Source organism: Helicobacter cholecystus, from assembly GCF_003364215.1.
GTDB classification, from domain to species: domain Bacteria; phylum Campylobacterota; class Campylobacteria; order Campylobacterales; family Helicobacteraceae; genus Helicobacter_G; species Helicobacter_G cholecystus.
The window spans coordinates 43,944-69,075 of sequence record NZ_NXLU01000003.1 but is presented as its reverse complement, the minus strand read 5'-3'; the positions used below and the strand labels follow the sequence as shown (position 1 = coordinate 69,075).

Below are 25,132 nucleotides of genomic sequence, written 5' to 3'. Positions count from 1 at the left end.
AAAAATGAAGAAAAGAATTCAGGAGTTATTGGATGCAAATGATGCATTGCTTGTAGCACATTATTACCAAAGAGATGAGATTGTTGAGGTTGCTGATTTAACTGGAGATAGTTTAGAGTTAGCTAGAAATGCAAGTGCAAGCCCACGGAAGCTCGTGGTATTTTGTGGTGTTGGATTTATGGGACAGAGTGTAAAAATCCTTGCTCCTCAAAAACGAGTGATTATGCCACGTTTAGCATGTTGCTCTATGGCAAGAATGATTGATAGCTCTTATTATGACAAGAGTATTGAGCTTATGGAAAGTTATGGAATAAGGCGTGAAGATATTTTTCCCATGACCTATATTAATTCCAATGCAGAAGTTAAAGCCAAGGTGGGAGAAATGGGGGGAGTTGTTTGCACAAGTGCAAATGCTAGTAAAATTTTTGACTATGCCAAATCTCAGAATAAAAAAATTTTTTTCTTACCTGATCGATGTTTGGGACTTAATCTTGCACAATATCATCATATCCCTTCAGCTGTTTTGGGTATTTCAAGTAAGCAAGAGGTACTGAATGCTGAGATAATTTGTTATGATGGTTTTTGTTCGGTGCATCAGCTTTTTAGTGTAGAAGATATTGAGTTTTATCGTAATAAATTTCCAGATATTTTGATTGTTACACATCCTGAATGTCCTCCAGAAGTGGTTGCAAAATCAGATTTTGTAGGTTCAACAAGTCAAATTATTAAATATGTCAATTCTCTAGAGCCTACCCAAAGAGTAGCAGTGGGAACAGAGTTTAATCTTGTTAATCGTCTAAGAAAACCTGTTGATGGAGTAAATTATACTTATGTTCTCTCTTCCACTAAGCCAGAATGTCCTACAATGAATGAAACTACACTTGATGATATTGTTAAGGTATTAGAAGCATATGAGAGAAATGAACCTTATAATGAAATCAAGCTTGATGAACATACTTCTGCTCTTGCAAGAAAAGCTCTTGAGAAAATGATGGAGCTTTCTAAGTGATTGCCTCTTTTGTTCAAGAAGTTCTTAAAGAGGATTTAGGAAGAGGAGATCTTTTTGAGAGAGTGGCGCAAGATAGGGAAACAAAGGCTAGGGTTATTGCTAAGGAAGAGGGAATCTTTTCAGGTGCACTCTATCTTCAAGCCTTATGCAAGCTAAGCGCACTTCAACTTAAACTTTATAAAAAAGATTGTGAGTATTTTAATAAAGGTGAAGTATTAGCAGAAATTGAAGGAAGTTATATTGAAATTTTAAAAATTGAGCGCACAGCATTAAATATACTACAGCATAGCAGTGGAATTGCTACACATACTTATAATTATGTTAAAGCCTTGGGGGATTTGCCTCTAAAACTTCTTGATACCCGTAAAACGCGTCCATTGCTTAGGGAATTTGAAAAATATTCTGTGCGAAATGGTGGAGGACATAATCATCGCTTTGGTCTTGATGATGCATTAATGCTTAAAGATACGCATTTGGCCCATATTGATGAACTCAAAAGTTTTATTCTTCAAGCAAGAAAGAAACTCCCTTTTACTTGTAAGATTGAAGTGGAATGTGGGAGTATTAAGGAATGTCAGAGAGCATTTGAGAGTGGGGCAGATATTGTAATGTGTGACAATATGACTCCTTCTTTAATTGCTCAAGTAGTTGCTTTACGCAATGCGAATTATCCCCATATTCTTCTTGAAGCTAGTGGAAATATTACACTTGAAAATCTTATTGAATATGCTAAAAGTGGGGTAGATGCTATTTCAAGTGGGAGCTTAATCCATCAAGCTACTTGGATAGATATGAGTATGAAAATATAAAATTTTAATAAAAATTTCAATAAAAGTAACAAAAAACCAAATTAGAATTCCAGCGTATTTTTTACAAATAAGGAGAATCGATGTTAGATCAAAAAACTATTGAAATTGTTAAATCAACCGCACCAATTTTACGTGAAAGAGGTGAGGAGATTACAAAAGAGTTTTATCGTGATATGTTTGAGCGGTATCCAGAGGTTAAGTCAATGTTTGATATGAATAAACAAAAAGATGGATCCCAACCCAAGGCTTTAGCAAATGCAGTTTGGAATGCTGCAATCAATATTGATAATATGGAAAATATGAGAGCATTTGTAAGTAAAATTGGAGTAACTCATGTTAAATCCCAGGTAAAGCCTGAGCATTATCCCATTGTAGGAGAGTGCCTATTGAAAGCAGTTAAAACTGTGTTAAATGTAGATGATGAAGTGATTAATGCGTGGGAGAAAGCTTACGATGAGCTTGCAAAATTTTATATCCAAATAGAAGAAGAGCTCTATCAAAAAGCTTAATTTTCCCCATCCTTTACAAAAAAGAGGGGGTGAAAATCAAACATAAAACATTACTTTTGAAAGAATTACAATTAAAAGAAGTAAGATTAAACTAAGAGGATGCATAAGTTTTTTAAGTGGTAAAGGTCTTTGCAAAATTTTTACAATAAAATACCAATATAACACTAATGCCAAGAGTATAAGACTTAGAATAATTTTGAGTGAGAGAATGCTTTGAGGGGTATTTGCAAAAAATCCCATTCCATTTCCAAGATATTGTGTTGCCATTATCCCACCACTTCCAAAAAGTAAAAACAATGAGATAAAAATCATTTTTACTTTTCGTTGTCCTAAGATGCTTTTTTGTTCAGTCGAAATTTTTGAATAAAGGGCTTTAAGTACAAATATTTCAAGTAAAAAATACCCTACAAAGAAAATGGCACTCAGTAAATGTATGATCAATGCAATAAAATATATAGAAGTCATAAAATCCTCCAATTTAAGAAAATTATAAATATAATTTTAGCCTGAAAAGATTGAAAGAATTTAGTAAACATCTACAATCAAGCACTTTAAAGCGTATTTCTAATATCTATATCTTTGAGACAAGATGTAGGGACTAATCACAAAGGGAATCCATCTTTCTTTTTTTGAGTTTGTTGTTTATGTTTAGGAGGGATATACTGAAGTATTCTAAGATTTTTAATATAAATAATAAAAGGTCTAAATGATAGAAGCAAAAGATATTGGCTCATATAAAAAGTTTATTTCTATTTTAAAAGATGCAAGAGGAGAGGAGGATACTAGATAATGACCCCATTCTATCCTTCCCTTAATGCATATATAATCAAATCATGGGAAATGCTTAAAGAATCCATTCAATTGCTAAATAGAAAACCTTATTGCATTACAAACTTAGCAATTTTCTCAAATCCTTTTTCTAGAGTTTGAATTGAGGTGGCAAAACTCATTCTTACAAATCCATCTGCACCAAATGCCACACCTGGGACAAGTGCTACACCTTGCTCCTGTAAAAGAGCTTTACAAAATTTCATACTATCTCCATTGAAGCGTTTTTGTGCTTGAATATTGATAAAGAGATAGAATGCTCCGCTGGGGAGATTGAGACTAAGAGTGGGAATATGGGAACATTGAGCAAAAGCAAAGTCTCTCCTTTCTTTAAATTTTTCTCTCATAATGCAAATTTCTGATTCCATAGAAGCAGAGAGGGCAGTAATGGAGGCGACTTGAGTGAAAGAGTTAATATTGCTTGTGCTATTGCCCTGAAGATTATCTATGGCTTTAATAAGGGTCTTGTCTTTACTCGCAAGATATCCCATTCTCCAGCCTGTCATTGCACTAGATTTACTTAAACCATTAATTGTAATTGTGCGTTGTAATAAATCCTCTGAAAGTGAAGCGAGAGAAACAAAGTCACCACTATAGGTGAGTTTTTCATAAATCTCATCACTAATCACCCAAACATTACTTCCTTTAAGCACCTCTGCTAATGCAATGAGTTCATTTTTGCTATAAAGTGAGCCTGTAGGGTTATTGGGAGAATTGAGCACAAGAAGCTTTGTGCGTGAAGTAAGGACAGAACGAAGTTGTTCGGGGGTGATTTTAAAATTATTTTCTTGTGTAGTTGGCAAAAAAATGGGTATAGCTTGATTGTATTTTGCAATCTCAGGATAGCTCACCCAATAAGGAGAGGGGATAATGACCTCATCACCTGCATCAAGAATTGCACCAAAGGCGTTAAAAAGCGAATGCTTTGCACCATTGCTTACAATAATTTCATTAGGTGTATAAGAGAGAGCATTATCTCTAAGAAGCTTGGCACTTATTGCATTTCTCAACTCAGACATTCCACTTACAGAAGTGTATTTGCTAAACCCTGCATGAATTGCCTTAATTGCTGCATCTTTAATGGCTTGGGGGGTGTCAAAGTCAGGCTCTCCTGCAGAGAGATTGATAATCTCTTTACCCTCTTTTTTAAGGTTTTGGGCTAGAGCACTGATTGCAAGTGTATTGGATTCTTCAAGTGCGAGAATTTTCTTAGAGTATTGCATGATTATCCTTTTTAACTAGAGTAGAGGAGATTATACTTTAAAACAAGGATTTTCTATGATGCATATCATCTGTAAGTATTGAGATACAGGAAAAGATGAGGTGATTGAGGATGAAATAAATTACAGAGATATAAAATATTAAGATTAAATAGTGATGGGTGAGTTTTTGCTCTTATATTTAAGAATTTGCATTAAAAGAATAATTTTTAAGAATTCAATGGCAGACAGGAAGGGATTCGAACCCTCGAAGGCTTGCACCTTACACGCGTTCCAGGCGTGCTCCTTCAACCACTCGGACACCTGTCTATACATAAAAAACTATGATTTTATCACACCTTCTTTCAAACATGCCTAAAAACTTGTAATAATTCCTTTATTTTTTGCAAGGATAGGTAATGAAAACACTGATTCACAAACTTCCCAAAATTGAACTTCACCTACACATTGAAGGCACACTTGAACCTGAAATGATGTTTGCTCTCTCAAGGAAAAACAATATTCCCATTCCTTATGCAAATGTAGAAGAGATTAAAAAGATGTATGATTTTCATAATCTCCAATCTTTTCTTGATCTTTATTATACTGGTGCATCTGTGCTTGTAAATAAGCAGGATTTTTTTGATCTCACTTGGGCATATTTGCTTAAATGTAAAGAAAATAATGTTATTCACACTGAAATCTTTTTTGATCCACAGACTCATAGTGTAAGAGGCATTGAACTTGCAGATGTAATTGATGGAATAAGTGAGGCAATGAATAGGGGGAGAGAGGAGCTGGGGATTTCTAGTTATTTAATTGCTTGTATTTTACGTCATTTAAGCCAAGAGGAGGGTTTACAAACACTGAGAATGATTTTACCTTTTAGAGATAAAATCATTGCCATTGGTCTGGATAGCTCTGAAGTAGGTCATCCTCCAAGTAAGTTTACGCAACTTTTTAAAGAGGCACAAAAAGAAGGATTTTTACTTGTAGCTCATGCAGGAGAAGAGGGGGACAGTAGTTATATTTGGGAAGCATTGCAATTAGGTGTGCACAGGATTGATCATGGGGTGAGGTGTGAAGAAGATGAAAAGCTTATAACCTATCTTAGAGAAAAACAAATTCCACTTACAGTTTGTCCACTCTCAAACCTTAAGTTAAAAGTTTTTAAAAACCCTAAAGATCTTAATGTTGTCAAACTTTTAAGAGAAGGGCTATGTGTGACAATTAATTCTGATGATCCTTCTTATTTTGGTGGATACATTAATGCTAATTTTGAAGTTATTGCACAAAACTTTGAAATTAGAGAGGAAGAATTGTTGACTTTTAGCCTCAATGCACTTCAAGCAACTTTTTTACCTCAACAAGAAAAAGAAAATTTAAGACAACAAATTATAAATTTTAAAAATATTGCAAAAAGTTAGAAATTTCTAAAAAATTAATAACAAAGTATGCTAAAAGACTTGAAATTTTTTAATTCAAAGGAGTAAAAATGTCACAAATAACCCCAGAAAAAATTCAGGAACTTATGGATATATTCTATGCCAAGGTACGTGTAAATCCAGAGCTTGGAGAAATTTTTAATCATGCAATTGGAACAAGTAATGAAGAATGGGAAGTGCATAAGAAGAAGATTGGAAATTTTTGGATGGGAATGCTTTTGGGTGAGGGAGATTATCAGGGTAATCCAATGAAGGCTCATATTGAACTCCCACCATTTCCAAGAGAACTATTTAGCGTGTGGTTGAATCTATTTGAGGAGTGTTTGAATAAGATTTTTAATCAAGATGATGCACAAATTATCTTGCAAAAGGCAAAGATTATTGCGCAAAGATTCCAATATATGCTCTATGACGTTAAACATTAAAGAATGTAATTTTTAATTTTTTTATAAGAGAATGATTTTATACTAGAATATTATTGTGTATTTTTACACTTAAATTCATTGAGAAGGAGTTTTCTATGCACGAAAAAATGAGTTGGACGAGATTTGATACTCGTTGGATGCTATCTTTATTTGGGACGGCTGTTGGTGCTGGGATTTTATTCCTACCTATCCGTGCAGGTACTGGCGGGTTTTGGCCTGTTTTAATTATGGCAATGCTTGTTTTTCCTATGACTTGGCTTAGCCATAGAGGACTTAGTCGATTTGTTTGTGCTTCAAGTGCAGCTGATAAAGACATTACTCATGCTGCAGAAGAGCATTTTGGACGTAAGATAAGCTTACTCATTACTGTGCTTTACTTTTTTGCAATTTATCCTATTTGTTTAGCTTATGGTGTTGGAATCACTAACACTTTTGCAAGTTTTTTTACAAATCAGCTTGGTTGGAGTGTTGATTTTTCTACCGAATTTAATCGTTTGATGCTTTCAGTGATTTTGGTTAGTGCCATGATGTTTGTGATGACTTTGAGTGAAGAAATTATTACAAAAATATGCAATGCTCTTGTTTATCCTCTTTGTATTGTATTGTTTATTTTTTCAATCTATCTTATTCCTCATTGGAAATTTGAAACTTTAAAAAATATTCCAAATCTCAAAGAGTTTATCAGTGTTGTATGGTTAACCTTACCAGTTTTAGTCTTTTCTTTTAATCACTCTCCAGCAATTTCAACTTTTTCAGTTGCAATGAGAAAGGAATATGGAGATTTGGCTCCTTATAAGGCCTCTCAAGTTCTTTTTAGAACCTCAGGATTGCTTTTATTTTTTGTTATGTTTTTTGTTATAAGTTGCATTATGTGTTTAGATACAGATGATTTCCAAGCGGCTAGAGAGGCTAATATTCCTATTCTTTCTTATTTTGCAAATAAGCTTGATAATCCTCTTGTATCTTATGGTGCGCCACTTGTAGCATTCTTGGCAATTGTAAGCTCATTTTTTGGCCATTATTTTGGGGCTAGAGAAGGGTTAAATGGAATCATTAGAAAAATGATCAAAATGTCTGGAAATGAAAATCCAAATATTAAGACTATTAATATCTTTACAACAATTTTTATGTATGTAACAATGATTATAGTGGCTTATAAGAATCCAAGCATTCTTGGATTTATTGAGGATTTGGGCGGACCCATCATTGCTGTGATTTTGTTTTTAATGCCAGTGTATGCAGTGTATAGGGTGAAAAATATGGAAAAATGGAAAAATCCTGCACTTGATGCATTTGTTGTCATTACAGGATTGCTTGCTATCTCAAGTATTATTGCAAAATTTTTCTTGCAAGGATAGGGGTGGGAAATGGCAGAGATTAGTAATCTAAGTATTTTCAAAATTGGTGTGGGACCCTCGAGTTCCCACACTGTAGGCCCAATGTTGGCCTGTAATCTTTTTTGTAATGCCTTAGATGCTCTAGGAGAGAGAGCTAAGGAAGTGCGGAGAGTAAAAATTGAGCTTTATGGTTCACTTTCTTTGACTGGTAGAGGGCATTTGACTGATATGGCCTGTATTATTGGACTTAATGGTATACGAGCAAAAGATCTTACTCCTTCTCTTAAAAATATGATCATTTCTTTAGCGATGCAGAATCATAAAATTAATCTTGCAGGAAAAAAAGAGATTGAATTTTTTTATGATGAAGATGTTATTTTTCATCAAGATTTTTTACCTTTGCATGAGAATGGTATGCGAGTAAGTGCATATGATGCTAGAGGTGAAGTAATTTTGAAGCAGGTGTATTACTCTGTAGGGGGAGGATTTATTGCCACTGAGGAGGCATTGAAAAATCCACCCAAACAAGAAGAACAACAAGATTTTAAAATTACTTTCTCTAATGCAAAAGAACTCTTAGCACTTTGTGAAAAATACAATAAAAGCATTGCAGAAATTTCTTTAGAGTATGAAGAGCAATTCAATTCCAAAGAATATATTCAAAACTATTTTAAAGAGATTTGGGAGGCAATGCAAGATTCTTATCATAATGGTTGTGTCAGTGAGGGGATTCTCCCAGGACCTTTAAAACTTAAAAGAAGAGCCCCAGAGCTTGTAAAAAGTCATTTTGATCCCAAGGATCCTTTAAGCTTTGTTGATCAGGTTTCACTTTATGCAATTGCTATTGCAGAGGAAAATGGTGCTGGTGGGCGAGTAGTTACAGCCCCCACAAATGGTGCATGTGCTGTTGTGCCCGCGGTGATGTTGTATTTACAAGCCTTGTATGGGAGTGAATTTGATGAAAAAGTGATTGACTTTTTGCTTGTGGCTATTGCAATTGGATCACTTTATAAGAAAAATGCCTCTATTAGTGGAGCTGAGGCAGGGTGTCAAGCTGAAATTGGCTCAGCTAGTTCTATGGCAGCTGCAGCTGCAGCTTATATTATGGGGGGTAATGCTTATCAAATCTGCTCAGCAGCAGAGATTGCAATGGAACATCATTTGGGGCTTACTTGTGATCCTGTGGCTGGACTTGTGCAAATTCCTTGTATTGAGCGTAATGCATTTGGAGCGATTAAAGCAATCAGTTCAGCAAGAATGGCGCTTAGCAGAAAAAGTCAACCTAAGGTTGGGCTTGATGAAGTGATCAAAACAATGTATCAGACTGGCAAAGATATGGATCATCGTTATAGAGAAACCTCTCTTGGAGGTCTTGCTTCATTGGAGTGGGAAGCTTAAGCTCTCCTTTACATCCAATCAATAATTTTTGTAACTTCATTTGTTTCATAACATACAATACTGCTAGGATTGCTAGGTTTTTTAGGCACAATGGCCTTATTGAAGCCATAGTGTTCTAACTCCTTTAGTCTTGTATCAAGATTGCCTACCTCACGTACATCTCCTATCAAACTAACTTCTCCGATAAAGGCTGTTGTAGGACTTAAGGGACGATTTTTAAAGCTTGAAATAATTGAAGCGATAATTGCTAGATCTGCACCTGTTTCACTGATTTTAATTCCCCCTGTAATATTGACAAAAACATCATATCCCTTAAGTGGGATTTGAAGCTTTTTTTCCAAAAGTGCTAAAAGCATATTTAAGCGATTGAGATCAAAACCTGTTGCAAGGCGCTTGGGAATACCATAGTTATTTTCGCTCACTAATGCTTGAATTTCTAATACCAATGCTCTTGATCCTTCTAAGATGACAGTAATGGCACTTCCAGCCATTTTCTTTTTATTTTGAAAAAACAATTTTGAAGCCTCTTTTGCACTCACAAGACCATTTTCTTTCATCTCAAATATCCCCACCTCACTTGTATTTCCAAAACGATTTTTAAATCCTCTTAAAATTCTTAGCTCTTTGCTAGGATCTCCCTCAAAATACAAAACACTATCTACCATATGTTCTAGCACTCTTGGTCCCGCAATAGATCCTTCTTTTGTAATATGTCCAATAATAAAAATTGCGATATTTTTCTCTTTAGCCATCCTCATTAAAGCAAAAGTGCTCTCTCTTACTTGTGCAACAGATCCAGGTGCAGAAGTGATTGAGCTTGAAAAGAGTGTTTGAATAGAATCAATAACGCAAATTTCAAAAGAGGGGATTTGTGCAAGGATATTTTCAAGATTAATTTCACTGAGCAAAAATAAATGAGAACTTAGACAGTCTAGTCTTTGCGCTCTTGCTTTAATTTGCCCCACACCTTCTTCTCCGCTAACATAGAGTGTTTTTTTTCCATTATTTGCTAGATTATAAGCAACCTTAAGAAGGAGGGTAGATTTTCCAACCCCAGGGCTTCCTCCAATAAGATATAGCCCTCCTGCGACAATTCCACCCCCAAGCACCATATCAAATTCACTTTCAAAAGAGCTAAATTTAATAAACTCTTCACTCTCAATCTCTGTGATTGCTCTTGGTGGAGTTAGATGTTTTGAGAGATTTGAAGCAGTTTGTAAAAAGGTGATTTGTTCATTCGAGAGTTCTACAAGGCTTTCCCAAGATTGACATTGTGGGCATTTTCCAAGCCATTTGGGAGTTTGAAATCCACAATTTTGACACTCAAATAAAATTTGTTTTTTTTTACTCATTCATAGATTCCATCAAGAAGGGTTTGAATGTATTTGTCTTGATCAAAAATAATTAAATCATTTTCTTTTTCACCCACTCCAATATAAGCCACTGGCACTTTAAGTTCATAAATTATACTCAGAATAGCACCCCCTTTGCTTGTGCTGTCAAGTTTTGTCACAATCACTGCATCGATATCTAAAATCTCATTAAAGATTTTTGCTTGATGGATTGCTGAGCTTCCCTGTGTCCCATCAAGAATAAGAAGTTTTTGAATCTTTGCCCCATTTAAAGCTTTTTGAGAAGTATTTGCAATCTTTATAAGCTCATTTTTGAGATTTGTTTGGTTATGCAATCTTCCTGCAGTATCAATAATGATCTCATCTACTCCTCGTGCAAGTCCAGCTTTGATGCTATCAAAAGCGATGGCACTAGGATCATGTCCTATTTTTGAGCTAATCACCTCAATACCAAGTTTTTCTCCCCAAAGTTTAAGTTGTTCAATAGCAGCTGCCCTAAAGGTATCTCCTGCACCCAAAATGACTTTTCTTCCCATTTGTTTTGCTTGATTGGCAAGCTTAGCAATAGTGGTGGTTTTGCCTGCACCATTTACTCCAATAATTAAAGACACACTGGGAGATTGTGTGGGTGGAGTGTAGGTGAGGCGATCATAATAGCTCTGTGATCTAAAAAAGTGATAGAGTGCCACTTCTAATTCATCACGACTCACTTCTTCAGGAAGAGAACTAAGAATTTTTTCAACTAAATCATAAGAAATATCGCTTTGAATTAAGGCCTCTTCAAGCAAATCTTTTTTAATGGTTTTATTATTACTGCCAAGAGCTTCAGAGAGGGCTTGTGTGGTTTTAAGTAATGTTTTTTTTAGTGCATTAAACATAATAACTCCTATTTATATAGATAGATTCAGATCAAGTTCTAGCATTTCTTCTGGCACCAAACCTTCATATTCTCCTACAAGTGAGAGGGAAGAATTGTATAAAACAATAAAATTACTATCACTTTCTCGCTCAAAACTTTGCAAGAAATCTTCTCCAACAGAGCGATAAAACTCAAAATTAAGTCCATAGTTTTTTTTCAAAATAGCGACTTCACTTTTAAAATTTTCTTCATTACTCTGAGCATCTGAAAGAATAGGAAAAAAAAGGATTTTATCTTTATATTCTTCATAAAGGCGCTGGATATGCTCAATTCCTTTAAAACATTCAGTACAAGAGGGTTGGAGAAAAAAGAACATAACAGGCTTATTGGTATCAGGAGCTGGGAGAATTTGAATCTTGTTTTTGTATTTAATGATTTGTATATTTTTTCCATCAAAGTTACTTAGAGTATATTGGGGATAAGTTTGTTTGTATGTTTGATTTCTTCCATCACAACCTACAAAAATTAGAATAAAAGTGCAACATAAAAGATAGTATTTCATTATTTTCATACAGCAATTATAGGAGAAAACATATAAAAACGCAAATTAGAACTATTGCCAAAGAAAGAATAAAATTTTTCCAAAATAAAAAAACTCAAGCTCAAAAAATTATGCTTGAAACGCTTGAAAAGATTATTTTGCAAAATCACTTTAGGCATATTTTGCTTTATTTTCCACTGCCAAGTGAATTTGATATCACGGCCTTACTCTATAAACTTAAAAAAAGAAGAAATATATGTTTATATGTTCCTAAAATAAAAGGAGAAGAGTTTGATTTAATTGAGTTTAGACTCCCTTTATTTAAAGAAAAATTTTCTATTTTTGAGCCAAGAGGAAGAGTAAAAAAAAGAGCGAAACTCGATGTAATGATTGTTCCAATGTTGGCATGGGATAAAAAAATGAGGAGAATTGGCTTTGGCAGGGGATACTATGATCGTTTTTATGCCAAATTATCAAGTAAACCCTATATAATTTTTGTAAGTCTTTTAGGTCTGTATGTTTGTCAAAAAATTACACAAGATTTTGATGTTGGTGCAGATTTAATCCTTGTACCATCTTGTAAAATAAGGAGAAAATATAATGGAATGGATATGGATAAGCCTTATAATCTTAATTATCTTTATCCTAGTAACTTTTCTTGTAATCTTTAAAAAACTCAATAGATCTTCAAAAGAAGAACACTCTCTTTTACTTCAACGACTTAAACTTAAAGAAATAGAGTTAGAGCAAAGTTATAGACTAAAAATTCAAGAGTTTGAACAAAAATCAGCCCTTGAAAATCAACAATTTCAAAAGTATCTAGATGAGATTAAAAAAAGAGAAGAAAAATTAAAAACAGAAGAAGAAAAGTTTACTAGAAAACAAAGAGTTCAAGAAAAACTTATTGAACAATATACACGAGAAAGAGAAAAGTTAAAAATAGCTTTTTCCCAACAGCTTGGAACCTCCATTGAAGAGATAAGAAAGAAGCTTTGTGAAATGATTGAAGATGATTTGATTGACTATAAGGGAAAGCTCATTCGAAAATATGAAAATGAAGCCAGAGAAGAGATAAGAAAGAAGGCAAACTATATTATTGCTCAAGCTACTACCCGCTATGCTGGTGAGTTTGCAACAGAGCGCTTGATTAATGTAATTACTCTTCCTAATGATGAGCTTAAAGGAAGGATTATTGGAAAAGAAGGAAGAAATATTAAAGCAATTGAGATGATTACAGGGGTAGATGTTATTATTGATGATACACCCTCAAGCATTGTGTTAAGTTCTTTTAATCTCTATCGTAGAGCTATTGCAACTAAGCTCATTGAAGCACTGGTAGAAGATGGAAGAATTCAACCTTCAAGAATTGAAGAAGTTTATGAAAGAATTTCCCAAGAGATGGAAGAGCAGATTATGCAAGATGGTGAGGATACTGTGCTTGATCTTGGGCTTGGATATATGCATCCAGAATTAAAGAAGCTTATAGGTAAATTAAAATATCGTGCAAGTTTTGGACAAAATGCACTTGGACATTCTATTGAAGTGGCACGGCTTGCAGGAATAATTGCAGGAGAGCTTGGGGGTGATGCAAAAATGGCACGAAGAGCAGGTTTGCTTCATGATATTGGAAAAAGCTTAACCCAAGAACTTGGTGGAAATCATGTTGATATTGGTTATGAGCTTTGTTTAAAATATCAAGAAAGTGATATTGTGCTTAATGCCATCAAATCCCATCATGGTTATGAGGAGTCAATGAGTATAGAGGCTGCTGCTGTTTGTACAGCTGATACACTTTCTGCTGCTCGTCCTGGTGCAAGAAGAGAAGCTTTGGAAAATTTTTTACAAAGAGCCATTGAGATTGAAGAGCTCATTAATCAAAAGCTTGGAGTCAAACAGTCTTATGTGATTAACTCAGGAAGAGAGATTAGAGTGATTATTGAGGCTGAAATTTTAAGCGATGAAGCAAGTGCGGTTTTGGCTAAAGAAATTGCCAAAGAGATAGAGGAGGGATTTCAATATCCAGGTGAAATTAAAATTAATGTCATTAGAGAATACCGTTCTATTGAATATGCAAAATAGAGCGATTTTGTCTGATCGCTTCATACAGGACTGCACCCACACAGGTTGCAAGATTAATGCTTCGACCTTCTTTCATAGGAAGTTTGTAAGTTTGCTTAAAATTTTTTTCTAAAAGACTTTGAGGTAATCCTGCATCTTCTCTTCCAAAATAAATAAAACATTCATCACTGAAATTTGCATCATAATAGGTTTTTGAAGCTTTTGTAGAGAGAAAAAAATGTGATGAAGAAATGGGGTGGACTTTATGGAATGAAGCAAGATTATCCCATTCAATAACTTTTAATTTTTCCCAATAGTCCATTCCTGAACGTTTAATTTCTTTTTGTGAGAGAACAAATCCTAGAGGATGAATAAGATGAAGCCTAGCCCACCCAGCAACACAAAGTCTTCCGATATTTCCAGTATTTTGTGGAATTCTTGGTTCAAGTAAAACAATATTAAACATTTTTTTCCTTTTATTGATTTTTCTTAAACAATTTTGCCCTTTTATTTTGCAAAGTTACTCTTATTTTTCCAAGAGATGTTTTATAATACTTGTAATTATTTCTCTTAAGGAGTTTTCTATGTTTTTTAGTCAAGATTTGAAAGCTGAAATCGCAAAATTGCAAGAAGAAATAAAGAAGCAAAATGCGATTGTTAAAACCGCTGATCGTGGTTTTTGTGTTGTGAAGCTAACGCCAGATAATGGGATTTTAGATGTCAATCAAAAGTATATTGATGTTATGGGTTATACTCTTAAAGAACTTAAAGAAATTGGATACAAGAATCTTAGAAATCCAACTGTAACTGAGGCAGATTATGAAAAACTTTGGAATGCAATTAAAACAAATGTTGATGTCTCTGGAGTATATTCTCAAAAGAGTAAAAGCGGATCACTTGTATGGTTTTATGTAACATTTAATTCTGTTTTAAATGATGATGGCAGAATTGAGTATATTGTTGCCATTGCTGCAGATATCACCTCTTATACCAATAAAGTAAGTGAAAGCCAAAATACACTTGATGCAGTTAATCGCTCTATGGCTGCAATTGAATTTGATATGGAAGGAAATATCATTGATGCAAATAAGAACTTTCTAGATGCCTTAGGTTATTCATTTGAAGAAATTAAAGGAAAGCATCATAGAATATTTTGTGATCAAGCTTTCACACAATCTCCACAATACACAGAGTTTTGGAATCGTCTTAAAAAAGGTGAGTTTATTGCAGGAAAATTTAAGCGTTTTGGAAAAGACAATAAAGAAATTTGGCTAGAAGCAAGTTATAACCCAATTTTTGATTCTGATGGCAAGGTTTATCGTGTAATTAAGTTTGCTACTGATATCACTTCACAGGTTCTCAATGATAGAGAAAACACAAGAATTGCTTCAGAAATGGCTCAAGAAAATGATAGATTGACAACTAATGGCGCAAAAGTTATTGAAGAGACTACAAATAATATGAAACAAATTGCTGAAATGATGCAAACAAGTTCTTCACTTGTGGGAAGTCTTGGAAGTCAATCTGATGAGATTACTTCAGTGATTCAAACCATTAAAGATATTGCAGATCAAACCAATCTTCTAGCACTCAATGCTGCGATTGAAGCTGCAAGAGCTGGGGAGCATGGAAGAGGATTTGCTGTTGTGGCTGATGAAGTAAGAAAACTTGCTGAGCGAACATCAAAATCAATTACAGAAATTACAACAACAATCAACTCAATCCGAGATGTTACAGGGCAAGTTGTTGATAATATTAAAACAAGTATTGAGCAAGTTGATGATGGTGTAAAACTTGCTGGAGAGGCTAAGGAAGTAATGGATAAAATTCGTGAAAGTGCTTCAAGGGTCGCTCAAACAATTAAAGAAAAAAATACACTCTAATCAAGTAACAAAGCAAACTATTTAAAGTTTGCTTTGTTATAATTAGCGTTATATACAAAAAAATATAACGAAAAGGAGTTTTGTTATGAGAGTTTTATTTTGTTGCATTCTGTTTGCTTTTAATCTTTTTGCAGGTGAGCTTACAATCCTTGCGGCTGCCAATCTGAAAAATGTTTTAGAGGTTATCAAAGAAGAGTTTGTTCGTAATTATCCAGATGAAAAAATTACAATTACTTATCTTTCTTCAGGGAAAGCTTATGCACAGATCAAAAATTCTTTTAAAGCCGATTTATTTTTTTCTGCAGATGAAGAAAAACCTCAAAAGCTTTTTGATGAAGGATATGCACTTTTGCAACCACAAATATATGCACAAGGGAAATTGGTTTTATGCACTGCTAGTGGAATCAATATCTCAACGCCCTATATCTTAAAAGCTAATAAACAAATTGTTCATATTGCTTTAGCAAATCCAAAGCTTGCTCCCTATGGAAAAGCAGGAGTTGAATATTTAAAAAATATGGAACTTTATCCACTTGTTGAGAAAAAACTTGTTTATGGTGATTCAATTGGTCAAGCATTAAATTTTGTCAAAAGCGGCAATGCAGAAGTAGGATTGAATGCACTTTCTCTTGTTATCGGAGACCCAAGTTTTTCTTATTTAGTTTTAGATCCTCAATATTATTCACCCATTAAGCAGTCTTTTATCATCCTTAAGAATACTCAAAATCCTGGACTCTCAAGAGCCTTTGCACGTTTTATTTTGAGCCATGATGTTCAAAAGATTTTTGAAAGATATGGATATACAAGAGGCTTATGAATAAACTCTTTGGCACAGTGATAAGTTTTAAAGAAGCTCAAGGGATTGCATTTGTTAAAGTTGATATAAAAGGTTTTATTGTGAGTGTGATGAGTTTGGGGGGAGGATGGAAAATAGGGGAGGGTGTTGGAGTATATTTTAAAGAAAGTGATGTTATGGTTGCACATAGGGAGAGTCATCGCTTAAGTGCAAGAAATAAATTTCTTTCATCTGTTGTATCTGTAAGTGAAAATGGTGTTTTAGCAAGAATTGAGTTTGAGTTTGCTCAAGAGAGAATTTGCTCTTTAATCTCTTCAGAGGCTTATAGAGAACTTGAAATTAAAGTTGGACAAGAATTTCTTTGGTTTGTTAAATCCAATGAAATTCTTCTTGAGAGAATGGGGTAGAGATGTTTTTTGAAACAATGCAACTCACATTTTTACTTGCATTTTTAACAATGGTGATTTTATTGCCCATCGGTATTATGATGGGAGGATATTTTTATTATTCTAAAGGTGTATTAAAACTTATTTTAGAAGTGCTTGTATGGCTTCCCTTGGTTTTGCCACCTACTGTACTTGGTTTTTATCTTCTTCTTGCATTTTCTCCTATACATTTCTTTGGAAAATTTTTGCTTGAACATTTTGGAATTAAGCTTGTTTTTAGCTTTGAGGGAATTTTATTGGGCAGTGTAATTTTTGGACTTCCTTTTATGATACAGCCTATTAAAAGTGGAATTTGTTCACTGCCTAATTATTTGAATGAAGCAAGTTTTTCTCTAGGAAGGGGAAGAATTTATACGCTTTTTAGGGTGTTGCTTCCCAATATTAAACCCTCAATTTTGATTGCTTGTGTGGGTACCTTTATTCATGCAATTGGAGAATTTGGAGTTGTAATGATGATTGGTGGCAATATTGCTGGGGAGAGTAGGGTAGCAAGTATTGCAATTGTTGATGAAGTAGAAATGCTTAATTATCCCTTAGCACACCAATATGCTTTCACTTTATTTGTGGTAAGTTTTATTATGCTTTTTATTATGCTTTATATTAATAAGAGATTTTTAAATGATTGAATTTGATTTTTACAAATCTCTTCATGGCATATCAGGCGATTTTAATTTAGAGGTTAGAGCTCAAATCTCTCAAGGCCATCGAATAGCAATTTTTGGGAAAAGTGGTGCAGGAAAAAGTACAATTTTAAAGATTATTGCAGGGATGCAACAAATCTCATCAGGAATACTAAAGGTGGATGGGGAAATTTGGGATGATGCAAAAAAATTTTTACCTCCTCAAAAAAGAGGTGTGGGCTATGTTTTTCAAGATTATTCTCTTTTTCCTCATTTAAGTGTATATGAAAATATTGCTTATGGAAAGAATGCACAAAAAAAGAGAGTTGATGATTTGTTAGAGATGATGGAGCTTATACAATTAAGGGATGTTAAGCCTTCTAAGCTTTCTGGAGGGCAAGCTCAAAGAGTGGCAATTGCTAGAGCATTGGCAAATTCGCCCAAAATCCTTCTTTTTGATGAGCCTTTTTCTGCGTTAGATAACACAATAAAAAACAAACTCATTTTAGAAGTTTTACAATTGCAAAAGGAACTCAACTTTACTTTAATATTTGTCAGCCATGATATTGCAGAGGTGTATACACTCGCCCAAGAAGTCTTTGTTCTTCAAGAAGGAAAGTTTTCCTCACATTCTTCTCCTAGGGGAACTTTTGCAAAGCACAATATTCAACTGATTGCCCAGATTCTTGAAATTAGGAATAATGCCTTATTGAGTGAGATATGTATGCTTATTGGGGGTGAAGTGATGAATTTTGTTGTGCATCCTAGTGAGATAGAGGGGATAGAGGTGGGAGAGAGTGTAGAGGTTGTGCTTAAATCTTTTTCTCCAATGGTAAGAAAAATCAAATCTTCTTTTGAGGAATAAGTTTTTGGATTTGTATTTCAATAGCTTTAATTTTTAGAGGATCGGGATTATATTTTTGTGCTAGGGCAAGGTAGAAATGACATCCTTTTAGACTTCCGCCATAGCAAGCTTTATTTGCAGTCTCAAGAGAAGATTTAAAATTTTTATTTTTATAGAGATTTAGAGCAAGTTGGCTGCAAAGTTCACTTTCTCCCCCTTGGCAACCATATTCAAGCATTTTATTTGCAAGTGGTGAAAGAGCAAGTGTGTTATATGAATGGTAGGTGATTTTGCAAGAAGAAGTATCCCCCCATTGACAAGCATATTCTAAAGCCTTAAGAGATTTAGCCTTACTTTTACTTCCTGCCTTTCCATTTAGATAAAGAGAAGCTGTCATTTGACATGCATAGATTTGTCCTTCTAAACAGGCTCTCTCAAAGTAGAATAATGCCTCTTTAAAATTACGATCTTGATATTTGCTGAGTGCTTCTTTAAGGTTTTCTACCTTTCCCTTACAGCCGCTAAGCACAATCACAAGAGTAACAAGAAAAACTTTAGAAAGAAAATTCCCCATTTTTACCTTTGCTAAGATGGGAATATGTTTCTTTAACATATTTTTCTCGAGTATGACACTCTAGGATTTTGGGGCATTGCATACAAGAAGAGAGTTGTTTTTCTTTTTGGCATTTCATAAGTTCTTCTCTAGCTTGTTGGAATTCTTGAGTATAAGGTTGGCTCATTTTTTATTCCTGTATATTTCTTTAACGATTTTAATCTCTTCTCTACTTCCAAAAAAGCATTGTGTACTTTCATGGGAGTGGGAAATAGGAAGATCAAGAAGGCGTTGGTATCCATTAATTGCCTCACCTCCAGCACATTCAAAAATAAAAGCAAAAGGAAAAACTTCAAAAAGTTTCCGCAATTTACCTTGAGGTGCATCAGTTGTTGCTGGGTAGCTAAATAATCCTCCACCTTTTGTAAGAATTTGATGCAAATCAGGCACCATTCCTCCAGAATATCTAAGACGATATCCTTGTTTAAAAAAGCCCTCAATCATCTCTTTATGAGAGGTGCTCCAATTTTTTTGTGTTCCACCTGGTGAATTAAGATTGCCTTGAGATGAAAGAATGAGTGAACTTGTTTGACCCCAAGATTGAGAGATTGGATTGTAGCGCTTAAGGATAGGGGGTGTATCTTTTTGGGTTGCGACGACAATCTCAAGGCGTGGCCCATAAAGAATATATGCACTTGCAATAAGATTTTTTCCCTCAAAACTTTCTGTATAAATTCCAAAAATACTCCCCACACTTAAATTTCCTGCAATTAAAGATGAGCCATCAATAGGATCATAAGCAACAAGATATTTTCCCTGAGGATTGATTTGTATGATTTCTTCTTTCTCTTCTGAAAAAATTGCTCTAATACACTTCAGTGAAGTAAGCTCTTTTTGAATAAGTAAATCACTTTGAATGTCAAGAGCGAGTTGGATATCACCACTTTGATTAGTTGAAGAGGCATAAGAAGTTTCTCCAAGAATAATGAGTTCAGATATTTTTGGAGCAAGAGAGTAAAGAGTTTCAATTAAGGTATGCATAGTTATCCTTAAGTTAAAAAATTGCTTTAAAATTATAACGGTTTTTATAAAAAACAAGGCTTTTTGTTACAATCCAAATTTCAAATTTAAGGAGGAGAAAAAGGTGAAAATTGCGGCTAGTGTTTTATCTGCTAATTTTTTAAAACTTCAAGAAGAGGTGTTTAAAGCTGTTGAAGCTGGGGCAGATTTACTCCATATTGATGTGATGGATGGGCATTTTGTCCCAAATCTTACATTTGGCCCTATGATTATAGAGCAAATTGCAAATATCTCTTCAATCCCTCTTGATATTCATCTCATGGTTGATCGTGTTCCTTTTTTTCTTGAACTTTTTACTTCGCTTAAGCCTAAATATTTAGGTTTTCATTTAGAAGCAGAATCTCATATTCATCGCCATATTTCTTTTATTCGTTCAAAAGAGATTTCTCCTTGCATCGCTCTTAATCCTCATACTTCTGTTCACGAACTTAAATATATTTTGCCAGATTTGGATATGGTGCTTTTAATGAGTGTTAATCCCGGTTTTGGTGGTCAAAAATTCATTCCCCACACAATAGAAAAAGTTAGAGAACTTAGGGATCTTCGAGATGAGTTTGCTCCTCATTGTCTTATTGAAGTTGATGGTGGAATTAATCATATCAATGCACCTATGCTTGCACGAGCAGGAGTAGATATTTTAGTGGCTGGGAGTTATATTTTTGGTTCTGATGATTATAATCAAGCAATTTCTTCTCTTAAAAAGAGTGTGAATTGAAGCATATTATTAGATTTGATCCCTCTTTAAAGGGAAATCTTCCTCCAAAACCCCTAAAGCTTCGACCAAAGAGTAATGTGATTTTGCAAGCTTTGGAGAATAAGAGCATTCCTTTGCATGAGTTTATTTCTCTTTGTTCTGAAGATGAAGTGCTAAGAAATTTAGCAATTTGTGATCATTCACTAGAATTTTTGCACACCATTGGTTTGGATATTAGCTTAATCAATCAAGAAGTTTTTCTTGGATCTTTAAAAAGAAGCTTAAAAGATCAAATTTTTTGTTTTGTAGATATTGAAAGCAGTGGTGCTGATCCTAGAATTTCTCAAATTCTTGAAATTGGTGCAATTAAGTATTGCAATGGAAAAGTATTGGATCGTTTTGAAAGTTATGTAAGGGCAAGTAATGTGCCAGAGATTATTCAAGAAATTACAGGAATCACGCCAGAAGCCTTATGTGATGCTCCACAAGAGAAGGAGGTTCTACAAAGTTTTAGAAAGTTCTTGGGTGATAGTATTTTTGTAGCACATAATGTAGGCTTTGATTATACTTTTTTAGATTATTGTTACTGTAGATTCTTTGGTGTTGGATTGTATAACCAAAAATTATGCACCATTGAGCTTGCTAAAAGAAGTATTGTAGCACCTCGGTATGGATTGAATTTTTTGAATAATTTTTTAGAAATTCATACCCCTCAAGTTCATCGTGCTTATGCAGATGCTTATACTTGTATGAGAATTTTTGAAAAATCTCTTAAAAATGTGGATGCGTGTTTTTTTAGCGCCCAAAGCCTTTTGAATTTTTCTCAAAAAGCAAAAAGTCTTAAAAATTTAGATGAAAATTCTTAGTTTTTTGATAAAATCCTAAGCTTAATATTTCGAAAATACAAGTGAGTTTAAATCATCTTAAAGGACTTAAAATGAAAAAAGGTATCCACCCAGAATATATCCCTTGCAAAGTAACTTGTGTAACAAGCGGAAAAACAATTGAGGTTATGAGCAATAAAAGTGATTTAAGAATTGATATTTCAAGTTTTTGTCATCCATTTTATACAGGAAGCGACAAAATTGCTGATGCAACAGGAAGAGTGGAGAAATTTAGACAAAAATACAATATGAAATAATCGTGCTTTATTTGTTGCCTACACCCCTTGGCAATTTAGCCGATATCACACTTCATACACTTAATATTCTTGATCAAACAGAGGTTTTTCTCTGTGAGGATACAAGAGTAAGTAAACAACTTTTATCACTTCTTCAGCAGCGTCAATACATTAAAGATAAAGAGCGAGTCTTTTATTCTTTCCATACTCATAATCAAGAAGATTTTCTTAAAAAGATTCAAAAAGACTTTTTTTTTCAAAATGTTGTTTTTATGAGTGATGCAGGTATGCCTTGTATCAGTGATCCAGGATCAGTGTTAATTAATTATGCAAGAGAGCATTGTATTGAATTTGAAGTGCTTTTAGGAGGAAGTGCGCCATCTCTTGCTTTTGCTTATAGTGGTTTTGGGGATAGAGGATATGTTTTTGATAGTTTTTTGCCCCATAAAAAAGAAGAGAGAAAAGAGAGGTTGAGGTATTGGCATCAGGTTCTAGGAGTGCAAAATGGTATGCCTTTAGTATGCTTTGAAAGTCCACATCGACTTTTAGAGAGCTTGGCAGATTTGGGTGAGGTTGATTGTAGTTGTAAACTCTTTGCAATTAAAGAGATGACAAAAAAATTCCAAAAGTCTTTTCTAGGAAATATAAAAGAAGTATTAGAGCAAATGCAGGGGGAAAATTTGCAAGGTGAGTGGTGTCTAGTGATTGATTTTTCTAAAAAAGATTATCAAAAAACACTCACTGCTCAAGAAGTTTTAGAGCTTCCCATTGCCCCTAAACTAAAAAGCAAGATTCTCTCAAAACTTACTAATATTCCTATTAAAGAATGGTATGAGCGCCTGTTAAAGGAAGAAGAATGATTGTTTATGGTAAGCAAATCTTATTTTATGTTCTTCAAAAATGCCCTGATAGGCTTGAAGAAATTTATTTAGCAAAAGAAATTGATAAAAAACTCTTCTCCTCTCTCTGTTCTTCTGGTGTAAAAATTTTACGCATTGATACCAAAAAAGCCCAAGCTATGGCCCATAGTGGGAATCATCAAGGATTTTTGGCAAAGATTAAGCCTATTGAGAGTGTAGAGAAAAAAGAAATTTTGAGTTTAAAAACCTTGCTTGTGCTTTGTGGAATCAGTGATGTAGGAAATATTGGATCAATTTTTAGAAGTGCTTATGCTCTTGGAGTTGAAGGAATTATTATAGGGGGGACTTTAAGTAAAAATGCTATTGAAGGAGGGATTAGAGCGAGTAGTGGAGCAATGCTATGTGTGCCTTTTTATATCACATCCAATCTCTTAGAACTTATTCACGAGCTCAAGACAAAAAATAAAACTTGCTATGGTGCAGATATGGGAGGAGAGGAAGTTTTATCTATTGCCCCTAGTGATGAGTGGGCGTTATTTTTGGGTTCAGAGGGTGAGGGGTTGAGTGGAAAAATCAAACAAAAAATGGATAAAATAATCTCAATTAAAATGAAAAATGAATTTAACTCCTTAAATGTTGGAGTAGCAACAGGAATCTTGGTTTATAGGTTAAAGAATGGATAACGCATTAGAGAAATTGAGACAGATTGGTATTGAGAAAATTCAAGAAGATACTAATCTTGATCTTACCAAAATTGATTGTATTCTTAATAAAAGATTTGAAAAACTTGATAGTGTGAGGGCTAGGGGTTTTATCAATATTCTTCAAAGGCAATATGATTTAGATTTATCTTCTTGGTTTCAGGAATATAAAGAATTTCATCAAACGCTCCTTCAAGAAAAGAAAGATGAGGACTGCGTGGTTGTGCATTCGAAGAAGAATTCCTATTTGGTTTGGGGAGCTTTAGGGGTTTTAGGAATTGTGGGTGCAATTTTGCTCTTTTCTTTGATTCCCAAAGCTTCTACAGACTTAGAGACCACAAAAAAAACAATGCAAGAGCCACAAATTACTCAAGAGCTTATTATTGAAGAAATCCCTCAAGTACAACCTTTGGAAGAGAAGCAAATTCAAGAAGAAGGACAGGTTAAAGAGGAGGAGCAAAAACAGGAGAAAAAACCTCAAATTGAGCAAAAAAATATTTCTGAGTATGGGGTTGAGATTTTTCCCAATATCGCTTTTAATGAAGAAAATATTCTTTATATTGAGAGTGCTAAACCTCTTTGGGTGGGAATGATTAATCTTGAGAATAGAAAACGTATTGCAAAAACTAAGCAAGAATTTGATATTCCACTTGATAAACAACTCTTAATCAGCATTGCTCGTGGTGGATTTGTTCTGAGCTTAGATGAAGAGAGCAGAGAGTTTAAGGGATATCTTCCTGTATATCTTATTTATACTAAGGAAGGTGGATTAAGAGAAATTAGTCAAGATGAGTTTATTTATCTTAACGGCGGAGTCCAATGGTAAGAAAGTTCTTCTTTTTTCTTATTTTGGTAGGAGGATTATTTGGAAACAATCTTGAGGATTGTATTGAAAATTTCATTGGCAAACAAGCGTATTACACTAACCAAAATTTTATTAAAAAACTTTTTAAAGATGAAAAAAAATTTATTAATGAGGGCCAGATTGATTATTTTTTGATTTTAAAAACTCTTAAAGATAATGGTCTTTTAGAGCTTATGTTTTCTGAGCCTTCAGAACTTCAAATTACTATTAAAGCCAAAAGCAAGCCAATTTTTCTCACACGAGTAATCAATAGCACTCTCTCTTCAATTGGGTATTCTTATTTTACAATTTCAAAAGCCAAATATGAGCAGGGGGAAGTTGAGCTTACTTTTTCGCTTGTAACTGAACATATTCTAGATCCTGTAATTTTCCTCAATGAGCTTCGAAAAAGAGGGATGATATCTTTGAGTGTAAAAAGAGATAATCTTTTGCATTGGGAATATAATCTTGAGATTCAAAAATGGATTACTCTTGGCTCAACTCCTTTATTAAAACAGGCAAGGTTTGATATAAAAAAAATCTCTGGTGAGTATTGGTTTGATGTTCAAGCTCCAGGAGTTTTGTATATCAAAAAGAAAAATACGCGCATTGGTTGGTTTCCACGTATTGTTCTTTATGATAAAAATCTACAAATTCTAGAAATTATTACACAAAATAGTTTTGCTGTTGAGAGTGAGATTGCTTTAAATGAAAAAACAGCCTTTGTGATGGTGACAGATTTAAACAATCCTGCAAGATTAAAATATGGATTAAGTGTTGTATTTACACCATATTAAAGACTTTATGATGTTTTAATTAAATAAATTTCAATAATACTTCTTGGATTATTGGAGAATAATGGTAGTATGAGAAAAATATAAAAAATTTTTCAAATACAAAGAAATCTTGGCATATTTCTAAA

The 25,132-nt window shown here is 34.0% G+C and carries 30 protein-coding genes and 1 tRNA gene; 21 read left to right on the top strand and 10 right to left on the bottom strand.

Features of this window, described 5'->3' with window-relative positions:
• Window positions 1-4: 4 nt before the first annotated feature.
• The 3 genes from nadA to CQA62_RS03755 all read left to right on the top strand — a co-directional run bounded on the left by nadA (window position 5) and on the right by CQA62_RS03755 (window position 2,327).
• Window positions 5-1,009 (top strand): quinolinate synthase NadA, encoded by a 1,005-nt coding sequence (gene nadA / locus CQA62_RS03765; RefSeq protein WP_104725103.1) that lies wholly within the window; start codon window positions 5-7, stop codon window positions 1,007-1,009.
• Window positions 1,006-1,818 carry a carboxylating nicotinate-nucleotide diphosphorylase gene (gene nadC, locus CQA62_RS03760; RefSeq protein ID WP_104725102.1) on the top strand — a complete coding sequence of 271 codons (813 nt, stop codon included), beginning with the start codon at window positions 1,006-1,008 and terminating at the stop codon, window positions 1,816-1,818. Before nadA ends, nadC begins: the two co-directional genes overlap by 4 nt.
• Window positions 1,819-1,898: 80 nt before the next feature.
• Entirely contained in the window at window positions 1,899-2,327 is a 429-nt protein-coding gene (locus CQA62_RS03755) for a globin domain-containing protein (protein ID WP_104725101.1), read from the top strand.
• A gap of 36 nt (window positions 2,328-2,363) precedes the next feature.
• Here the strand turns inward: CQA62_RS03755 and CQA62_RS03750 are convergent, their stop codons facing one another.
• The 3 genes from CQA62_RS03750 to CQA62_RS03740 form a co-directional block, all read right to left on the bottom strand.
• A complete protein-coding gene (locus tag CQA62_RS03750; RefSeq protein WP_104725100.1) occupies window positions 2,364-2,792 on the bottom strand; it encodes a DUF3149 domain-containing protein in 429 nt (142 codons plus the stop codon).
• 413 nt (window positions 2,793-3,205) lie between these two features.
• Complete coding sequence (locus CQA62_RS03745) at window positions 3,206-4,378, bottom strand: pyridoxal phosphate-dependent aminotransferase (protein WP_104725099.1); 1,173 nt, start codon at window positions 4,376-4,378, stop codon at window positions 3,206-3,208.
• Window positions 4,379-4,596: 218 nt separating this feature from the next.
• Window positions 4,597-4,684, bottom strand: a tRNA-Ser gene (locus tag CQA62_RS03740).
• Window positions 4,685-4,773: 89 nt separating this feature from the next.
• Here CQA62_RS03740 and CQA62_RS03735 point away from each other — a divergent pair.
• The 4 genes from CQA62_RS03735 to CQA62_RS03720 all read left to right on the top strand — a co-directional run bounded on the left by CQA62_RS03735 (window position 4,774) and on the right by CQA62_RS03720 (window position 8,959).
• Window positions 4,774-5,781: an adenosine deaminase gene (locus CQA62_RS03735; protein WP_104725098.1), complete on the top strand. Its 1,008-nt coding sequence runs from the start codon at window positions 4,774-4,776 to the stop codon at window positions 5,779-5,781.
• A 68-nt stretch (window positions 5,782-5,849) separates the two neighbouring features.
• Window positions 5,850-6,224 (top strand): group III truncated hemoglobin, encoded by a 375-nt coding sequence (locus CQA62_RS03730; RefSeq protein ID WP_104725097.1) that lies wholly within the window; start codon window positions 5,850-5,852, stop codon window positions 6,222-6,224.
• A 95-nt stretch (window positions 6,225-6,319) separates the two neighbouring features.
• Window positions 6,320-7,582, top strand: a complete 1,263-nt coding sequence (locus CQA62_RS03725) for an aromatic amino acid transport family protein (RefSeq protein WP_232006816.1) — start codon at window positions 6,320-6,322, stop codon at window positions 7,580-7,582.
• An 18-nt stretch (window positions 7,583-7,600) separates the two neighbouring features.
• A complete protein-coding gene (locus CQA62_RS03720) occupies window positions 7,601-8,959 on the top strand; it encodes an L-serine ammonia-lyase (protein ID WP_104725157.1) in 1,359 nt (452 codons plus the stop codon).
• Window positions 8,960-8,967: 8 nt separating this feature from the next.
• Here the strand turns inward: CQA62_RS03720 and radA are convergent, their stop codons facing one another.
• From radA to CQA62_RS03705, 3 genes are read right to left on the bottom strand one after another with little or no spacing between them, the layout of a single operon-like run.
• The gene (gene radA / locus CQA62_RS03715; RefSeq protein ID WP_104725096.1) at window positions 8,968-10,311 is read right to left on the bottom strand and encodes a DNA repair protein RadA; all 1,344 of its coding nucleotides are present in this window, start codon (window positions 10,309-10,311) and stop codon (window positions 8,968-8,970) included.
• Window positions 10,308-11,189 carry a signal recognition particle-docking protein FtsY gene (gene ftsY, locus CQA62_RS03710; protein WP_104725095.1) on the bottom strand — a complete coding sequence of 294 codons (882 nt, stop codon included), beginning with the start codon at window positions 11,187-11,189 and terminating at the stop codon, window positions 10,308-10,310. Before ftsY ends, radA begins: the two co-directional genes overlap by 4 nt.
• Window positions 11,190-11,201: 12 nt before the next feature.
• Window positions 11,202-11,732 carry a hypothetical protein gene (locus CQA62_RS03705; protein ID WP_104725094.1) on the bottom strand — a complete coding sequence of 177 codons (531 nt, stop codon included), beginning with the start codon at window positions 11,730-11,732 and terminating at the stop codon, window positions 11,202-11,204.
• Here CQA62_RS03705 and CQA62_RS03700 point away from each other — a divergent pair.
• Window positions 11,714-12,382: a 5-formyltetrahydrofolate cyclo-ligase gene (locus tag CQA62_RS03700; protein WP_104725093.1), complete on the top strand. Its 669-nt coding sequence runs from the start codon at window positions 11,714-11,716 to the stop codon at window positions 12,380-12,382. The genes CQA62_RS03705 and CQA62_RS03700 overlap by 19 nt on opposite strands.
• A complete protein-coding gene (rny, locus tag CQA62_RS03695; protein WP_104725092.1) occupies window positions 12,312-13,790 on the top strand; it encodes a ribonuclease Y in 1,479 nt (492 codons plus the stop codon). Before CQA62_RS03700 ends, rny begins: the two co-directional genes overlap by 71 nt.
• Here the strand turns inward: rny and CQA62_RS03690 are convergent.
• A complete protein-coding gene (locus tag CQA62_RS03690; protein WP_104725091.1) occupies window positions 13,771-14,235 on the bottom strand; it encodes a tRNA (cytidine(34)-2'-O)-methyltransferase in 465 nt (154 codons plus the stop codon). The genes rny and CQA62_RS03690 overlap by 20 nt on opposite strands.
• Before the next feature lie 118 nt (window positions 14,236-14,353).
• On the opposite strand from CQA62_RS03690, the gene CQA62_RS07095 reads away from it, so the two are divergent.
• From CQA62_RS07095 to CQA62_RS03665, 5 genes are all read left to right on the top strand, one after another.
• Window positions 14,354-15,652 carry a methyl-accepting chemotaxis protein gene (locus CQA62_RS07095; RefSeq protein ID WP_115585115.1) on the top strand — a complete coding sequence of 433 codons (1,299 nt, stop codon included), beginning with the start codon at window positions 14,354-14,356 and terminating at the stop codon, window positions 15,650-15,652.
• Between the two features lie 85 nt (window positions 15,653-15,737).
• The gene (gene modA / locus CQA62_RS03680; protein ID WP_104725089.1) at window positions 15,738-16,469 is read left to right on the top strand and encodes a molybdate ABC transporter substrate-binding protein; all 732 of its coding nucleotides are present in this window, start codon (window positions 15,738-15,740) and stop codon (window positions 16,467-16,469) included.
• Window positions 16,466-16,855, top strand: coding sequence for a TOBE domain-containing protein (locus tag CQA62_RS03675; RefSeq protein ID WP_104725088.1), 390 nt, complete (start codon window positions 16,466-16,468; stop codon window positions 16,853-16,855). Before modA ends, CQA62_RS03675 begins: the two co-directional genes overlap by 4 nt.
• Window positions 16,856-16,857: 2 nt before the next feature.
• Complete coding sequence (gene modB / locus CQA62_RS03670; RefSeq protein ID WP_232006813.1) at window positions 16,858-17,520, top strand: molybdate ABC transporter permease subunit; 663 nt, start codon at window positions 16,858-16,860, stop codon at window positions 17,518-17,520.
• Window positions 17,513-18,379, top strand: coding sequence for an ABC transporter ATP-binding protein (locus tag CQA62_RS03665; RefSeq protein WP_104725087.1), 867 nt, complete (start codon window positions 17,513-17,515; stop codon window positions 18,377-18,379). Before modB ends, CQA62_RS03665 begins: the two co-directional genes overlap by 8 nt.
• On the opposite strand, the gene CQA62_RS03660 is transcribed toward CQA62_RS03665, so the two are convergent.
• Genes CQA62_RS03660 through CQA62_RS03650 form a run of 3 tightly spaced genes read right to left on the bottom strand, consistent with a single transcriptional unit; the run spans window position 18,357 to window position 19,952 of the window.
• Complete coding sequence (locus tag CQA62_RS03660; RefSeq protein ID WP_104725086.1) at window positions 18,357-18,932, bottom strand: SEL1-like repeat protein; 576 nt, start codon at window positions 18,930-18,932, stop codon at window positions 18,357-18,359. The genes CQA62_RS03665 and CQA62_RS03660 overlap by 23 nt on opposite strands.
• Entirely contained in the window at window positions 18,913-19,098 is a 186-nt protein-coding gene (locus CQA62_RS03655) for a hypothetical protein (RefSeq protein WP_104725085.1), read from the bottom strand. The genes CQA62_RS03660 and CQA62_RS03655 overlap by 20 nt, the downstream gene beginning before the upstream one ends.
• On the bottom strand, window positions 19,095-19,952 hold the full coding sequence (locus tag CQA62_RS03650) for a class 1 fructose-bisphosphatase (protein ID WP_104725084.1): 858 nt from the start codon (window positions 19,950-19,952) through the stop codon (window positions 19,095-19,097). Before CQA62_RS03650 ends, CQA62_RS03655 begins: the two co-directional genes overlap by 4 nt.
• A gap of 103 nt (window positions 19,953-20,055) precedes the next feature.
• On the opposite strand from CQA62_RS03650, the gene rpe reads away from it, so the two are divergent.
• From rpe to CQA62_RS03615, 7 genes are all read left to right on the top strand, one after another.
• A complete protein-coding gene (rpe, locus tag CQA62_RS03645) occupies window positions 20,056-20,706 on the top strand; it encodes a ribulose-phosphate 3-epimerase (RefSeq protein ID WP_104725083.1) in 651 nt (216 codons plus the stop codon).
• On the top strand, window positions 20,703-21,551 hold the full coding sequence (locus CQA62_RS03640; protein WP_232006808.1) for a 3'-5' exonuclease: 849 nt from the start codon (window positions 20,703-20,705) through the stop codon (window positions 21,549-21,551). The genes rpe and CQA62_RS03640 overlap by 4 nt, the downstream gene beginning before the upstream one ends.
• Window positions 21,552-21,622: 71 nt before the next feature.
• A complete protein-coding gene (gene rpmE, locus CQA62_RS03635) occupies window positions 21,623-21,826 on the top strand; it encodes a 50S ribosomal protein L31 (protein ID WP_104725082.1) in 204 nt (67 codons plus the stop codon).
• A 2-nt stretch (window positions 21,827-21,828) separates the two neighbouring features.
• Window positions 21,829-22,665, top strand: a complete 837-nt coding sequence (gene rsmI / locus CQA62_RS03630; RefSeq protein ID WP_158653710.1) for a 16S rRNA (cytidine(1402)-2'-O)-methyltransferase — start codon at window positions 21,829-21,831, stop codon at window positions 22,663-22,665.
• Window positions 22,662-23,348, top strand: a complete 687-nt coding sequence (rlmB, locus tag CQA62_RS03625; protein ID WP_104725080.1) for a 23S rRNA (guanosine(2251)-2'-O)-methyltransferase RlmB — start codon at window positions 22,662-22,664, stop codon at window positions 23,346-23,348. Before rsmI ends, rlmB begins: the two co-directional genes overlap by 4 nt.
• The gene (locus tag CQA62_RS03620; RefSeq protein ID WP_104725079.1) at window positions 23,341-24,192 is read left to right on the top strand and encodes a hypothetical protein; all 852 of its coding nucleotides are present in this window, start codon (window positions 23,341-23,343) and stop codon (window positions 24,190-24,192) included. Before rlmB ends, CQA62_RS03620 begins: the two co-directional genes overlap by 8 nt.
• Window positions 24,186-25,007, top strand: coding sequence for a hypothetical protein (locus CQA62_RS03615; RefSeq protein WP_104725078.1), 822 nt, complete (start codon window positions 24,186-24,188; stop codon window positions 25,005-25,007). Before CQA62_RS03620 ends, CQA62_RS03615 begins: the two co-directional genes overlap by 7 nt.
• Window positions 25,008-25,132 lie beyond the last annotated feature (125 nt).